The organism is Comamonas granuli NBRC 101663 (assembly GCF_000739995.1).
GTDB lineage: Bacteria > Pseudomonadota > Gammaproteobacteria > Burkholderiales > Burkholderiaceae_C > Simplicispira > Simplicispira granuli.
The window spans coordinates 1-14,547 of the sequence record NZ_BBJX01000007.1; the positions used below are offsets into that span (position 1 = coordinate 1).

Consider the following 14,547-nt stretch of genomic DNA (forward strand, 5'->3'; position numbering starts at 1 on the left):
ATGCGAGGCAAAAAACAGGCTGCGGCCGAGAAGTCCCGGCATGCCCGGGAAGCCGCGCTTCAATACGGCTGCAGCGCCCCATCCACAAATACCTTCAGGCTGCGCGTCTCGAAGGCGTGCCAGGTTTCATTGAGGGTGAGGGGCGCTGTCACGATCACGGCCACGCGGTCGGTGGGTCGGGTCTGGGCGGCAAAATCCACCCGCAAGTCCTCATCGGCGAGATGGGCCTCGGAGAAGGGGTGGCGCCGTTCAATGTAGTAGAGCTGTGTGGATGCATGCGCCCAAAGCGCCTGCCCGTTGGAGAGCAGGAAGTTGAACGTGCCGTGCGGCGCGATCTGCGCCGCCAGCGCGCGCAGGGTCAGCGTGAGTTCGGCGATGGAGGGCACGCCGGCATGGGCCTTGGCCAGTTCCTGCATGATCCAGCAGAACGCGTGCTCGCTGTCCGTATGCCCTACCGGGCGGAAATGGCTGTGCAGGCGCGGGCGGAAATCCTTCAGGTCGCCGTTGTGCGCGAACACCCAGTAGCGGCCCCAGAGTTCGCGCACGAAGGGGTGGCAGTTCTGCAGGCCGACGGCGCCCTGGGTGGCTTTGCGGATATGGGCGATGACATTGCAACTGCGGATGGGGTAGTTGCGGATGAGGGCGGCAATGGGGGAGTCGGCAGCGCGCAGCGGATCCACGAACAGGCGCACGCCGCGGTCCTCGAAGAATGCAATGCCCCAGCCATCGCTGTGGTCGCCCGTGTGGCCGGCGCGCTGGGAAAAACCGGTGAAGCTGAAGGTCACGTCCGTGGGCGTGTTGCAGTTCATGCCGAGAAGCTGGCACATGGCGACCGATCGCGGTTCAGGGTTGCAGGGTGGGTGGAGGGGCCTCGCGCAATTGGGAGGCGGCCAGCAGGGCCAGAACGCACAGGCCGGCGAGCATCAGAAAGGTGTCGCCAAAGGCCTGGAGCTGCGCCGGGCTCGCCTGCCCCTGGAGCAGCACGGCGCCATGGGCCGCCAGACGCCATTCCAGCACAATGGCACACAGGCTGACGCCGGCAGCGCCGCCGAGCATGCGCAGAAAGCTGATGGCGCTGGACCCCTGCGAGACCTGTGATTTGTCCAGGGTGCGCATGGCACCCAGGTTGAGCGAGGGCAGGATGAAGCCGAGGCCGATGCGCCCCAGAATGGAAAACAGCGCCAGCAGCCACAGCGGCGACCCCACGCGCAGCAGCACCATGAGCGCGAAGGACACCGCCAGCAGGAACAGGCCGATGGCCACCAGTTGCCGCGTGGGGCGGTGATCGGCCAGACGCCCTGCCAGGGGGATGGTGACCGCCAGCACGATGCCTGCGGGCAGCAAGATGCTGCCCACATGGGCCGGGGCGATGTGCAGGCCCATTTGCATGTAGACCGGGAGCAGGTAGGTCGAGCCGAACAGGGCCGTGCCATAGATGAAGGCCACGACGGTGCCCATGGCATAAGGGCGGTGCCGGAACAGGGCCAAATCGAGCAGCGGTGTGCGTCCCTGCCGGGCCAGGCGGCGCTGCCACCACAGGAACAGCACGGTGCAGCCGGCGGACGCGGCGAGCAGAGCCGCGGAGGCCGCATCGAGCCCGTGGCGCAGCTCGACCAGGCCATTGAGCAGGCACAGCGTGCCGCTGCAGCACAGCAGCAGGCCGCGCCAATCCATGCCGGCGCCGCTGCGGCGCACCGGCTGCCCGCCCGGCGCAGCCACGGGCACGTAGCGGTAGGCCAGCCAGAACGACAGCAGGCAGAAGGGCACGACCATGAAGAAAATCGAGCGCCAGCCGAACCACTCCACCAGCAGGCCCCCGATGCTGGGGCCCAGGGCGGGGGCAAGCACCACCCCCATGCCGAAAAAGCCGCTGGCGCGGCCCTGTTCGTGCGGCGCGAAGGCGTGCAGGATGATGATGGCGGGGATGGGCTGCACCACACCCGCGGCCAGGCCTTCGGCAATGCGTGCCAGCAGCACCACGGAAAAATGCGCGGCCAGGCCGCCGGTGAGTCCGCCGAGCAGCAAGAGCGCCATGGTGGCCACATACACGGTGCGGTAGCCGTAGCGCGCCAGCAGCCAGGGCGTGGTGAGCATGGACACCGTCATGGCCACCATGAAACCCGAGGAGACCCACTGCGCGCGGTCCTGGCCGAGGGCGAAATGGTGGCTCATGTCTGGAATGGCCACGTTGACGATGGTGGACGACATGATGGAGGCCATGGTGCCGACCATCACGGCCAGCAGCACCAGCCAGCGGTAGCGTTCACCATAGCGGGCGCGCAGTGCCTGCACGCTGCTGGACGTGTTCATGGGCAGCGGCCTACGGGTATGGCGATGGGACAGGTCGGCATGGGGCGCAGCCTCGGAGAGGCGGTCACATCATAAGATGGGCCTGCGGTCCTGTGCAGAGCACGCGCCGGATGGCGCCGCAGCGCCCGCATCCGCCGCGCAGGCCGCGCACACGCAGCGCTGGCCGCGTTCGGCTGGGGGGAGGCGGGCCAGCACCGCTGCGGCGATGGGCGTGTCCATGCACCAGCAGCCCCGGGCGTCGCCGCCTGCGGCCATGCGGCAGGCGTTGGGTTGGCCACAGGCGGGGCACAGGTGCTGCGGGGCGGAAGGTGGTGCAGGCATGGCGCGAGAAGGTGGGAGGGCCAGCCTGCGAGTGTAGGGCCAGTGCCATGAAAAACGGCACCCGAAGGTGCCGTGGATCAGAGGTCAAATCTGGCTCTGGCGCTTACTGGGTAAGCGCCAGCAGCTACTGATTCAATAGCTTGCTATTTCAGGCCGCCTTGCGTGCGGCGGCCTTGACCTTGAGGCGCCAGGCGTGCAGCAGGGGCTCGGTGTAGCCGCTGGGCTGCTCCACGCCCTTGAACACCAGGTCGCAGGCGGCCTGGTAGGCCATGGACTCGGCAAAGCGGCCGTGCATGCGCTGGTATAGCGGGTCGCCGCTGTTTTGCTGGTCCACCTTGGCGGCCATGCGCTCGAAGGTGGCGCGCACCTGGCCTTCGCTCACCACGCCGTGCAACAGCCAGTTGGCCATGTGCTGGCTGGAGATGCGCAGCGTGGCGCGGTCTTCCATCAGACCGATGTCGTTGATGTCGGGCACCTTGGAGCAGCCCACGCCCTGGTCCACCCAGCGCACCACGTAGCCGAGGATGCCCTGGGCGTTGTTGTCCAGTTCCTGCTGCTTTTCCACGTCGGTCCAGTTGGGCGACGCGGTGACCGGGATGGTCAGCAGGCCGGTGAGCAGGTTGTCGCGCTCGGCGTTGGCGTCGATCTTCTCCAGCTCGATCTGGATGTCGCTCACCTTGACCTGGTGGTAGTGCAGCGCGTGCAGCGTGGCGCCCGTGGGGCTGGGCACCCAGGCGGTGTTCGCGCCGGCCTTGGGGTGGCCGATCTTCTGCTTGAGCATCTCGGCCATCAGGTCGGGCATGGCCCACATGCCCTTGCCGATCTGCGCCTTGCCGCGCAGGCCGCAGGACAGGCCCACGAGCACGTTGTTGCGCTCATAGGCCTGGATCCAGGCGCTGGTCTTCATGTCGCCCTTGCGGATCATGGGGCCGGCCTGCATGGCGGTGTGCATCTCGTCGCCCGTGCGGTCGAGGAAGCCGGTGTTGATGAAGGCCACGCGGCTTTGCGCAGCGGCAATGCAGGCCTTGAGGTTGACGCTGGTGCGGCGCTCCTCGTCCATGATGCCCAGCTTGACGGTGCTGTCGGGCAAGCCCAGGAGCTGTTCCACGCGGCCGAACAGTTCGGCGGCAAAGCCCACCTCGGCGGGGCCGTGCATCTTGGGCTTGACGATGTAAACCGAGCCCTTGCGCGAGTTGCGGATGCCGCCCGCACCATGGCCCTGCAGGTCGTGCAGCGCGATGGTGGTGGTGACCACGGCGTCCAGGATGCCTTCGGGGATCTCGCGCTGCTGGCCCTGGGCGTCCGTCCACAGGATGGCCGGGTTGGTCATCAGGTGGCCGACGTTGCGCACGAACATCAGGCTGCGGCCATGCAGGCGCACTTCGCCGCCATTGGGGCCGGTGTAGACGCGGTCGGGGTTGAGGCCGCGCGTGAGCTGCTTGCCGCCCTTCTCGAACGACTCGGTCAGCGTGCCCTTGAGGATGCCCAGCCAGTTGCTGTAGCCCAGCACCTTGTCCTCGGCGTCCACGGCGGCCACGGAATCCTCCAGGTCGAGGATGGTGGAGAGCGCGGCTTCGAGCACCACGTCGCTCACGCCCGCGGCGTCGGACTGGCCGATGGGCGTGGCGCGATTGATCTGGATGTCGATGTGCAGGCCGTTGTGCTGCAGCAGCACCGACGAGGGGTTGGCCGCATCGCCCTGGTAGCCTTGGAACTGGCTGGGGTCCTTCAGGCCCGTGCTGCTGCTGCCCAACTGCACCACGAGCTGGCCGCCTTCCACGCGGTAACCGGTGGCGTCCTTGTGCGAGCCCGTGGCCAGGGGCGCGTTGTCGTCCAGCACCTGGCGGGCGAAGGCGATGACCTTGGCGCCGCGCACCGGGTTGTAGCCCTTGCCCTTTTCGGCGCCGCCCTCTTCGCTGATCGCGTCGGTGCCGTACAGCGCGTCGTACAGGGAGCCCCAGCGCGCGTTGGCGGCGTTGAGGGCGTAGCGCGCGTTCAGGATGGGCACCACGAGCTGCGGGCCGGCCTGCGTGGCCAGTTCATCGTCCACGTTGGCGGTGGTGACCTTCACATCGGCCGGCTGGGGCACGAGGTAGCCGATCTTTTCCAGGAAGCCGCGGTAGGCCACCATGTCCTTGATCGGGCCGGGGTTGGCCTTGTGCCAGGTGTCCAGCTCGGTCTGCAGGCGGTCGCGCTCGGCCAGCAGGGCGATGTTGCGCGGCGCCAGGTCGGAGACGATGGCGTCGAAGCCCTTCCAGAACGTGGCGGCGTCGACGCCGGTGCCGGGCAGCACCTGGTCTTCGATGAAGCGGTACAGATTGGTGGCCACTTGCAGGCCGTGGACGGTGGTGCGATCGGTCATGGTGTGAAGCCTTCTTCCAGAGAAAACAGCCATTACGGCGATCGGAGCACTGTATTACATATCGCGTAATCCATAAAGAGCATGAAAATCTTGAAACCATTGACTTTTTTGCAAAAGTGACGGGGTGTGGAGGGCCACGGCCAGGGTGGGGTGCTGCCGGTCGTTTGCTATGACAATGAGAGCTGCTGGCGCTCGCTCCATAAGCGCTAGAGGCCTATTTGACCTGGATGTGACCTGCGGCCGTGTGGGGGCGCAGGAAGCGCAGCGCGGCAGACCTCCCGATAATCCAGCCCCATGGACAAACTCAAGGCCTTCGAGTCCTTCGTGTCGGTGGCCACGCGCGGCAGCCTGACGGCGGCCGCGCGCGCCGAGGGCGTGGCGCCGGCCATCATGGGCCGGCGGCTCGATGCGCTGGAGGAGCACCTGGGCGTCAAGCTGCTGGTGCGTACCACGCGGCGCATCACGCTCACGCACGAGGGCAGCGCCTTTCTCGAAGACTGCCAGCGCCTGCTGGCCGACGTGGCCAATGCCGAGGCCAGCGTGTCGGCGGGCGGCGTCAAGGCCAGCGGGCATTTGCGCGTCACGGCGCCGGCGGGGTTCGGGCGGCGCCACGTGGCGCCGCTGGTGCCCTGTTTTCTCGCCGGGCATCCGGACGTGACGCTGTCGCTCAACCTCAGCGACCGCGTGGTCGACCTGGCGGCCGAGGGCTTCGACTGCGCCGTGCGCGTGGGCGACCTGCCCGACTCCTCGCTGGTGAGCGTGCGCATTGCCGACAACCGGCGCCTGTGCGTGGCCACGCCCGAGTACCTGCGCCGCCACGGCACGCCGCGCCACCCCAGTGAACTGGCGCAGCACGACTGCCTGACATTGTCCAGCGAGGCTTCGCAGACGCGCGGCTGGGCTTTTTGCATGCCGGCCGAGGGCGGCGGGACCGAAGTGACCTACCTCAAGCCCGGCGGTCCCATGGACTGCTCGGACGGGCAGGTGCTGCATGACTGGTGCCTGGCGGGCCATGGCATCGCCTGGCGCAGCACCTGGGAGGTCGAGGGCGAGATCGCCGCGGGCCGCCTCATCCCCGTGCTGGAGGAGTTCGCCGCCCCGCCCAACGGCATTTTTGTGCTGTTCCCCCAGCGCAAGCACCTGCCGCTGCGCGTGCGCCTGTGGATAGACTTTCTGCGCCACCATTACGCCCAGCCGGCGTTCTGGTCGCGGCCCGCCGCGGCGCCCGCTCAGGCCGCACCCCCTGTTTCAACCCCCAAGGACGACGCCCCGTGATACTCGAAAGCTTGCTGGCCTACGCCCACATCATGGCCTTTCTGATGCTGGCCACCTTCATGACCAGCGAAACCGCGCTGTGCCGCGTGGAATGGACCAACGCCGCCGTGCTGCGGCGGCTGGTGCGCGTGAACGTGCTGAGCCTGGTCTCGGGCCTGCTGGTGCTGCTGACCGGCCTGGCGCGCAGCATCTGGGGCGTCAAGGGCGTGGGCTGGTACTGGTCCCAGCCCCTGCTGCACACCAAGATCTCGCTGCTGGTGGTGATGCTGGTGCTGCTGTGGCTGGCCGCCCGGCGCTACCGGGGCTGGCTGCGCACGCTGGAGGCCGACGGCAGCCTGCCCCCGGCCGAGGCCTTGCGCCGCACGCGCCTGCTGGTGATGTGGGCCGCGCACCTGATGGGCGTGGTCGTCCTGCTGGCGGTGTTCCTGGCGCGCGGCGTGGGCACGCGCTGAGCGCCCCGCGCCAGAGCGGCCCAGCTCCGCCCGGCGGCAGCCCGGCGGGGTGGGGTGGCAGTGCCGGGGCTTATTTCTTCAGGCACTCGCTCATGAAGGCCTTGCGCTCGTCGCCCTTGAGATCCTTGGCCTTGGCGTCGGCGTTGCAGGTCTTCATCTTGTCCTGCTGGGTGGCCGGCTTGTTGCTCAGGCAGGTCTTCATGAAGGCCTTGCGCTCGTCGCCTTTGAGATCCTTGGTCTTGGCTTCGGCGTTGCAGGTGGTCATGCGGGTCTGCTGCTTGGTGGGCGCCTTCTCTTCGGCGGCGTGGGCGTTGCCCAGTGCCAGTGCCATGCCCAGGGTGGCGAGGGTCAGTAGCTGCTTCATGGTAACTCCTGTGGAGGGGGGGAAAGCTGGCGAAATTCCAACACACAACGCCGCGGCGCACAACGCGGCTGACAGCCGGCGTGGGCTGGGCGCCACGGCCTCGTAAAATCCCGCGATGCTTTCTGTCAAGAACGAATTGCTCGCCGCGCTGGCCGCCGAGCTGGAACAACTGTCCCCCGGCGCGGGCGCCAAGGCCGCGTTCGAGTCGCCCAAGGTGGCGGCGCATGGCGACTTCGCCTGCACCGCGGCCATGCAACTGGCCAAGCCGCTCAAGCAGAACCCGCGCCAGGTGGCCGAAAACCTGCGCACCGCACTGCTGGCCACCCCGGCCTACCAGCGCTGGGTGTCCGCGATCGAGATCGCGGGGCCCGGCTTCATCAATATCCGCCTCCAGCCCGCCGCCAAGCAGGAGATCGTGCGCGAGGTGCTGGCCGCCGGCGAGCGCTTCGGCTTCCAGAGCCCGCGCGGCGAACGCGTGCTGGTCGAGTTCGTCTCGGCCAACCCCACCGGCCCGCTGCACGTGGGCCATGGCCGCCAGGCGGCCATCGGCGACGCCATCAGCAATCTGTTCGCCACGCAGGGCTGGAGCGTGCACCGCGAGTTCTATTACAACGACGCGGGCGTGCAGATCCAGACCCTGGCCCTGAGCACCCAGATGCGCGCCAAGGGCTTCAAGCCCGGCGATGCCCAGTGGCCTGAGGCCGCCTACAACGGCGACTACATCCAGGACATCGCCAACGACTTCCTGGCGAAGAAGACCGTCAAGGCCGACGACCGCGAATTCACCGCCAGCGGTGACGTGGACGATCTCGAATCCATCCGCCACTTCGCCGTGGCCTACCTGCGCCACGAGCAGGACAAGGACCTGCAGGCCTTCAACCTCAAGTTCGACGAGTACTACCTTGAATCGAGCCTGTACACCAGCGGCCGCGTCGAGCAGACGGTGAACAAGCTGATCGCCAACGGCAAGACCTACGAGCAGGACGGCGCCCTGTGGCTCAAGTCCACCGACTACGGTGACGACAAGGACCGTGTCATGCGCAAGAGCGATGGCAGCTACACCTACTTCGTGCCCGACGTGGCCTACCACATCACCAAGTGGGAGCGCGGCTACTCCAAGGTGGTGAACATCCAGGGCACGGACCACCACGGCACCATCGCGCGCGTGCGCGCCGGCCTGCAGGCGGCCGATGTGGGCATTCCGCAGGGCTACCCCGACTACGTGCTGCACACCATGGTGCGCGTGGTCAAGGGCGGCGAGGAGGTCAAGATCAGCAAGCGCGCGGGCAGCTACGTGACGCTGCGCGACCTGATCGAGTGGACCAGCAAGGACGCCGTGCGCTTCTTCCTGCTGAGCCGCAAGCCCGACACCGAATACACCTTCGACGTCGATCTGGCCGTGCAGCAGAACAACGACAACCCGGTGTACTACGTGCAGTACGCGCATGCGCGCATCTGTTCGGTGCTGGCCGCCTGGGGCGGCGATGTGGCCTCCCTGCAGGGCGCCGACCTGGCCCCGCTCGACGGCCCCCAGGCCCAGGCGCTGATGCTGCAACTGGCCAAGTACCCCGAGATGCTGACGGCCGCCACCGAGGGCGAGGCGCCGCACGACGTCACCTTCTACCTGCGCGACCTGGCAGCCAGCTACCACAGCTACTACGACGCCGAGCGCATCCTGGTGGACGACGACACCGTCAAGCGTGCGCGTCTGGCGCTCATCGCCGCCACCGCGCAGGTATTGCACAATGGACTGGCGGTGCTCGGCGTATCGGCACCCCGCAGAATGTAAGTGGTAACTGACTTATGAAACACCAACACCGGGGCGGAACCATCGTCGGGTTCATCGTCGGCCTGATCGTGGGCCTGGGTGCGGCGCTGGCAGTGGCGGTGTACGTCACCAAGGTGCCCGTGCCTTTCCTGAACAAGGGCGCCTTGCTCAGTGGCGACAGTGACGCCGCCGAGGCACGCAAGAACCGCGACTGGGACCCCAACGCGCCCCTGTACGGCAAGTCTCCGGCCAAGGCAGCGTCGGCCCCGGCATCCAGCCCGGCCCCCGCCCCGGCGGACGCCAAGGCCGACAGCAAGACCGACAGCAAGACCGACAGCAAGGCCACGGCCGATGCCGCCAAGCCCGCCGCGAGCAAAGCCGAGGGCAAGCCCGGAGCCGACCCGCTCGGCGACCTGGCCAACGCCAAGGCCGCGGCGGCCGGCCCGGTCGATCCGTTCGACTATTTCGTGCAGGCCGGCGCTTTCCGCAACCAGCAGGAGGCCGATGCGCAGCGCGCCAAGCTCGCCATGCTCGGCTGGGAGGCGCGGGTGAACGAACGCGAGCAGAACGGGCGCAACGTGTTCCGCGTGCGCATCGGGCCCTTTGGCAAGCGCGACGATGCCGAGCAAATCAAGGAAAAGCTGGCCGGCGCAGGCGTCGAGTCGGCCCTGGTGCGCGTGCAGCGCTGAACTTTCCCCCCGGTCCACCGCTCCCACGCAGACCCGAACAAGGAGAACCATTCATGAAACGACGCAGCTTCACCCTCTCTGCCGCAGCCGCCCTGGCGGGCTCCGGTCTGGCCCTGCCGCTCTGGGCGCAGGGCCTGCCCAAGGAGGGGAAGGACTACAACCGTCTGGGCAAGCCCGTGAGCACCGATGCGCCCGCAGGCAAGGTCGAGGTGATCGAGTTCTTCTGGTACAACTGCGGCCACTGCCATACCTTCGAGCCCCTGTTCGAGTCCTGGGCCAAGGCGGCCGAGCCCAAGGGCATCGCCGTGCGCCGCGTGCCCGTGGCCTTCAATGCCAGCTTCGTGCCGCAGCAAAAGCTCTATTACGCGCTGCAGGGCCTGGGCAAGGTCGGCGAGCTGCACGCCCGCGTGTTCCGCGCCATCCACGTGGAGAAGGTCAACCTCTCCAAGGAAGACGCCATCATGGCCTGGATGGCCAAGCAGCCGGGCATGGACCTGGCCAAGTTCAAGGAGATGTACGCCTCCTTCAACGTCGCCAGCCAGGTGCAGCGTGCCACGCAATTGCAGGAAGCCTATGGCGTCGAGGGCACGCCGTCCATGGGCGTGGCGGGGCGCTTCTACACCGACGGCACCATGGCGGGCAGCCTGCCCGGCATGCTGCAGGTGGTGGACCAGCTCGTCGGCATCGCCCGCAAGGGCTGATGCGCGCGCGGCGGTGCTCCGCCGCGGCGCGGTTTTTTCCTGACGCCCCGTGTGCCGGGGGCTACAATGCTTGCAAGATTCGTGCCTTGCACGTTGGTGCCAGCCATGTCTGACAGGAAAGCCGCATGGACCTCCGTTTTTTGACTTCCCCGGGCCGCCGCCCGGGCGCTGCACGGCAGCCCTGGTGCTGGGCGCTCCTGCTGGCCGTGCTGTGCGGGATCGGCCCGGCCTGGGCCGAGAAGGCCGACCGCAACAAGCCCATGAACATCGAGGCCGACGCGCTGCGCCACGACGACCTCAAGCAGACCAGCGTCTTCACCGGGCGCGTGGTCATGACCAAGGGCAGCATCGTGCTGCGCGGCGCGCGGCTGGAAGTGCGCCAGGACGCCGAGGGCTACCAGTTCGGCACCGTCACGGCCGAGGCCGGTCAGCGCGCCTTCTTCCGCCAGCGGCGTGATGTGGCGCCCGGCGCCGCCGAGGAGTTCATGGAGGGCGAGGGCGAGCTCATCGAGTACGACGGCCGCAACGACACCGTGCGCTTCGTGCGCCACGCCGAGCTGCGCCGCCTGCGCGGGGCGGTGGTGAGCGACGAAATTTCGGGCGCCGTCATCGTCTACAACAACCTCACCGACGTGTTCACCGTCGACGGCCAGAAGACCGCCCCTGGCGCGGCGGGCGACACCCCGGCCGGCAGCGGCGCTCGGGTGCGCGCCGTGCTTGCGCCCAAGGAGGCCCCGGCGAGCGCTGCGCCCCAGGAGCCCGCCGGCGGCAAGCCAGCCCTGCGGCCGAGCAGCACCCTGGGCGGTGTGCGGTGAGGGGGGCGCCATGAGCCACGCCCAGCCCACGGCGGCGTCCAGCCGCCTCGAAGTGCTGCACCTGGCCAAGGCCTATGGCAGCCGCAAGGTGGTCAAGGATGTCTCGCTGACGGTGGAAAAGGGCGAGGTCGTCGGCCTGCTCGGCCCCAATGGCGCGGGCAAGACCACGTCGTTCTACATGATCGTCGGTCTGGTGCGCAGCGACGCGGGGGACATCCGCATCGACGGCCAGTCGGTGGCGCACATGCCCATCCACCGGCGCTCGCGCCTGGGCCTGTCCTACCTGCCGCAGGAGGCCTCGATCTTCCGCAAGCTCAGCGTGCAGGAAAACGTGCGCGCCGTGCTGGAGCTGCAGCGGGATGCGCAGGGCCAGCGCCTGCCCCAGGCGCAGATCGAGCAGCGCCTGACCGCGCTGCTGCAGGACCTGCGCGTGGAGCATCTGCGCGACTCGCCCGCGCTGGCCCTGTCGGGGGGCGAGCGCCGCCGCGTGGAGATTGCGCGCGCCCTGGCCACCCAGCCGCGCTTCATCCTGCTGGACGAGCCCTTCGCGGGCATCGATCCCATTGCCGTGATCGAGATCCAGCGCATCATCGGCTTCCTCAAGGAGCGCGGCATCGGCGTGCTCATCACCGACCACAACGTGCGCGAAACCCTGGGCATTTGCGACCACGCCTTCATCATCAGCGACGGGCGCCTGCTGGCCCAGGGCACGCCGTCCGAGATCGTGGACAACGCCGAAGTGCGCCGCGTGTACCTGGGCGAGCATTTCCGCATGTGACCGGAATGGCTGCGCTCACGCCATGAAGCCCGGGCTCTCCCTCCGCGTCTCACAGCACCTGGCGCTGACGCCGCAGTTGCAGCAGTCCATCCGCCTGCTGCAACTGTCCACGCAGGAGCTGTCGCAGGAGGTCGAGCAGATGCTCGACGACAACCCCTTCCTGGAGCGCGCCAGCGACGAGGCCGAGCGCGAGGCCTTTGGCCTGGCCCAGGCCGACGCCCCCGCCCAGCGGGACGATGCGGCAGCCGACCATGCTATTGTTTCAGGAGCTGCTGGCGCTGACACAGCAAGCGCTGAAGGCCAAAATGATGCAGAAACCGCCGTCCTGGGCGAAGAGCCCGGCTGGGAGGGCGACGGCAGCGCCGACATGGCCCCCGACGACAGCGAGTGGGGCGGCGACGCCCCGGCGCGCCAGCACGGCGCGGCCGCTGACGAGGACAGCGACGCCAGCGAATGGCTGCACGCCCCGGAGTCGCTCACCGCGCACCTGCACCGCCAGGCCCTGGCGCTGCGCCTGTCCGACGTGGACATGGCGGCGCTGCGCTTTCTCATCGAATCGCTGAACGAGGACGGCTACCTCGAAGACGCCATCGACGCCCTGGCCCAGGGCCTGGCGGGCACGGACGACCCCGCGCAGGTCGATGAACTGGTGCACCACTTCACCGTGGCGCTGCGCCTGCTGCAAAGCCTGGAGCCCACCGGCGTGGGCGCGCGCGACCTGGCCGAATGCCTGGGCCTGCAACTGCGTGCGCTGCAGCAGGAGGGCGCAGCCGACGCCGAGACCGTGCAGGCCGCGCTGTGCATCTGCGCGCAGCCGCTGGATCTGCTGGCGCGGCGCGATGTGCGCCGCCTGATGCAGGTGTGCGGCGGCAGCGAGGAGCGCACCCGCGCTGCCATGGCGCTGATCACCCGGCTGGAGCCGCGGCCGGGCCGGCGTTTTGCCGACGTGGAGCGCAACGCCGTGCGGCCCGACGTGCTCGTCACGCGCAGCGGGCGCGCAGGGCAGCAGTTTGTCGTGCAGCTCAACCCCGAGGTCATGCCCCGGCTGCGCGTGCACGACGCGTATGCCGCCGCCCTGCGCGGCCACCGCGGGGGCGAGGGCCACCAGGCGCTGCAGCAGCGCCTGCAGGAGGCGCGCTGGTTCATCAAGAACATCCAGCAGCGCTTTGACACCATCCTGCGCGTTGCGCGCGCCATCGTCGAGCGGCAGAAGAACTTCTTCGTGCATGGCGAGCTGGCCATGCGCCCCCTGGTGCTGCGCGACATCGCCGAAGAACTGGGCCTGCACGAATCGACCATCTCGCGCGTGACCACGGCCAAGTACATGGCCACGCCGCAGGGCACCTTCGAGCTCAAGTACTTCTTCGGCTCGGGCCTGGGCACCGACACGGGCGGCAACGCGTCGAGCACGGCCGTGCGCGCGCTCATCAAGCAGTTCATTGCTGCCGAAAACCCGGCCAAGCCCCTGTCGGACAGCCAGTTGGCGGACATGCTCAAGGAGCAGGGCATCGAGTGCGCGCGCCGCACCGTCGCCAAGTACCGCGAGGCGCTGCGCATTCCGGTCGCCACGCTGCGCAAGGCGTTGTAATCTTCGGTCCTGTGCCCCGCCGGTCGGCGCGGGCGCTGCAACAACGCCGGGGTGTTCCCCGACCCCCGAGGGCCTCGGCCAGGAGATGGACATGCGACGCGACAGCCTGGGTGCCATGGTTTTGCCGATATGGGGGCTCTGCATGGCGGCGGGGTCCGCCCACGCCCATGTGGGCCTGGGGCCTGCCCAGGCCGCCACGTGGTTCAGCGGCCTGGTCCATCCGCTGCTGGGCGCCGACCATTTGCTGGCGATGCTGGCCGTGGGGCTGTGGTCCGCCGCGGCTCCCGCGCGGCGCCGCTGGCAGGCGCCCACCCTTTTCGTATCCACCATGCTGCTGGGCGCGCTGGCGGCGGGCTGGGGGGCCAGGGCGCCCGCCAGCGGGCTGGAGGCCGCCATCGCCGCGAGCGTCGCCGCGCTGGGCGCGCTGCTGCTGGGGCGCGCGGTGTTTCCCACCGCCTGGTGCATGGGCCTGGTCGCTGCCGCCGCGCTGCTGCATGGCATGGCGCATGGGCTGGAATGGGACCCTGCCACCCCCTGGTTGGCTTACGGCGCTGGCTTTACCCTGACGACGGCGCTGCTGCACCTCGGCGGCCTGGGGCTGGGCCTGGCGCTGCAGCGCATGCATGCGGCATGGCTGCGTGTGGCCGGAATGGCGATCGGCGGCGCCGGCCTGGCCATGCTGCTGGCGCGCGCCTGAGCCATGTACGTCCCTGCACATGCCCCGGGTACGGTGCACAGGCGGCCTGGGCGGTGCGCAATGCGAGGAGCAGGTCCGTGCATGAGCTGAGCCTGGCCGGTGGCATCCTGCAGGTGGTGGAAGACGCGGCGGCGCGCGAGGCCTTTGCGCGCGTGCTGCAATTGCGGCTGGAAGTGGGCCGGCTCGCCGGGGTGGAAGTGCCGGCGCTGCGTTTTGCGCTGGACGCCATCGCCCCGGGCACCCTGCTCGAAGGGGCGCAAGTCCTCATCGACGAGCCGCCCGGCCGTGCGCGGTGCCCGGGCTGCGGTGCGGCGGTGGAGATCGTGCAGCATGGCGCTGCCTGCCCCGCCTGCGGCGGCTACGGGCTCAGCCCCCAGGGCGGGGACGCATTGCGCGTGGTGGAGATGCAGGTGGCATAGAAAGGAAG

General features: G+C 68.8%; 15 protein-coding genes. 10 read left to right on the forward strand and 5 right to left on the reverse strand.

Annotation, left to right across the window (positions count from 1 at the left end; translation table 11 throughout):
- Positions 1-59: 59 nt before the first annotated feature.
- The 4 genes from CGR01S_RS08670 to CGR01S_RS08680 all read right to left on the reverse strand — a co-directional run bounded on the left by CGR01S_RS08670 (position 60) and on the right by CGR01S_RS08680 (position 4,993).
- Complete coding sequence (locus tag CGR01S_RS08670) at positions 60-827, reverse strand: class II glutamine amidotransferase (RefSeq protein ID WP_042425339.1); 768 nt, start codon at positions 825-827, stop codon at positions 60-62.
- Between the two features lie 16 nt (positions 828-843).
- Positions 844-2,310: a DHA2 family efflux MFS transporter permease subunit gene (locus CGR01S_RS08675; RefSeq protein WP_042425342.1), complete on the reverse strand. Its 1,467-nt coding sequence runs from the start codon at positions 2,308-2,310 to the stop codon at positions 844-846.
- Between the two features lie 69 nt (positions 2,311-2,379).
- Positions 2,380-2,631 (reverse strand): cysteine-rich CWC family protein, encoded by a 252-nt coding sequence (locus tag CGR01S_RS16430; RefSeq protein ID WP_084690614.1) that lies wholly within the window; start codon positions 2,629-2,631, stop codon positions 2,380-2,382.
- Positions 2,632-2,779: 148 nt separating this feature from the next.
- Entirely contained in the window at positions 2,780-4,993 is a 2,214-nt protein-coding gene (locus CGR01S_RS08680; RefSeq protein WP_042425345.1) for a malate synthase G, read from the reverse strand.
- A gap of 294 nt (positions 4,994-5,287) precedes the next feature.
- Here CGR01S_RS08680 and CGR01S_RS08685 point away from each other — a divergent pair, with 294 nt between their 5' ends.
- Complete coding sequence (locus CGR01S_RS08685; RefSeq protein ID WP_042425348.1) at positions 5,288-6,268, forward strand: LysR family transcriptional regulator; 981 nt, start codon at positions 5,288-5,290, stop codon at positions 6,266-6,268.
- Positions 6,265-6,720, forward strand: a complete 456-nt coding sequence (locus tag CGR01S_RS08690; protein WP_042425351.1) for a DUF2214 family protein — start codon at positions 6,265-6,267, stop codon at positions 6,718-6,720. The genes CGR01S_RS08685 and CGR01S_RS08690 overlap by 4 nt, the downstream gene beginning before the upstream one ends.
- A 70-nt stretch (positions 6,721-6,790) precedes the next feature.
- Here the strand turns inward: CGR01S_RS08690 and CGR01S_RS08695 are convergent, their stop codons facing one another.
- Complete coding sequence (locus CGR01S_RS08695; protein ID WP_042425354.1) at positions 6,791-7,084, reverse strand: PsiF family protein; 294 nt, start codon at positions 7,082-7,084, stop codon at positions 6,791-6,793.
- A gap of 115 nt (positions 7,085-7,199) precedes the next feature.
- Here CGR01S_RS08695 and argS point away from each other — a divergent pair, with 115 nt between their 5' ends.
- The 8 genes from argS to CGR01S_RS08735 all read left to right on the forward strand — a co-directional run bounded on the left by argS (position 7,200) and on the right by CGR01S_RS08735 (position 14,539).
- Positions 7,200-8,873, forward strand: coding sequence for an arginine--tRNA ligase (argS, locus tag CGR01S_RS08700; RefSeq protein ID WP_042425356.1), 1,674 nt, complete (start codon positions 7,200-7,202; stop codon positions 8,871-8,873).
- Positions 8,874-8,887: 14 nt separating this feature from the next.
- The gene (locus CGR01S_RS08705; protein ID WP_042425359.1) at positions 8,888-9,541 is read left to right on the forward strand and encodes an SPOR domain-containing protein; all 654 of its coding nucleotides are present in this window, start codon (positions 8,888-8,890) and stop codon (positions 9,539-9,541) included.
- Between the two features lie 53 nt (positions 9,542-9,594).
- Positions 9,595-10,242 (forward strand): thiol:disulfide interchange protein DsbA/DsbL, encoded by a 648-nt coding sequence (locus CGR01S_RS08710; protein WP_042425361.1) that lies wholly within the window; start codon positions 9,595-9,597, stop codon positions 10,240-10,242.
- 125 nt (positions 10,243-10,367) lie between these two features.
- Positions 10,368-11,057 carry a lipopolysaccharide transport periplasmic protein LptA gene (gene lptA, locus CGR01S_RS08715; RefSeq protein ID WP_084690615.1) on the forward strand — a complete coding sequence of 230 codons (690 nt, stop codon included), beginning with the start codon at positions 10,368-10,370 and terminating at the stop codon, positions 11,055-11,057.
- Positions 11,058-11,067: 10 nt separating this feature from the next.
- The gene (lptB, locus tag CGR01S_RS08720; RefSeq protein WP_042425363.1) at positions 11,068-11,835 is read left to right on the forward strand and encodes an LPS export ABC transporter ATP-binding protein; all 768 of its coding nucleotides are present in this window, start codon (positions 11,068-11,070) and stop codon (positions 11,833-11,835) included.
- A gap of 22 nt (positions 11,836-11,857) precedes the next feature.
- A complete protein-coding gene (locus CGR01S_RS08725) occupies positions 11,858-13,423 on the forward strand; it encodes an RNA polymerase factor sigma-54 (RefSeq protein ID WP_042425365.1) in 1,566 nt (521 codons plus the stop codon).
- 142 nt (positions 13,424-13,565) lie between these two features.
- Positions 13,566-14,120, forward strand: coding sequence for a HupE/UreJ family protein (locus CGR01S_RS08730; RefSeq protein WP_052382525.1), 555 nt, complete (start codon positions 13,566-13,568; stop codon positions 14,118-14,120).
- Between the two features lie 77 nt (positions 14,121-14,197).
- The gene (locus tag CGR01S_RS08735; RefSeq protein WP_042425372.1) at positions 14,198-14,539 is read left to right on the forward strand and encodes a hydrogenase maturation nickel metallochaperone HypA/HybF; all 342 of its coding nucleotides are present in this window, start codon (positions 14,198-14,200) and stop codon (positions 14,537-14,539) included.
- Positions 14,540-14,547 lie beyond the last annotated feature (8 nt).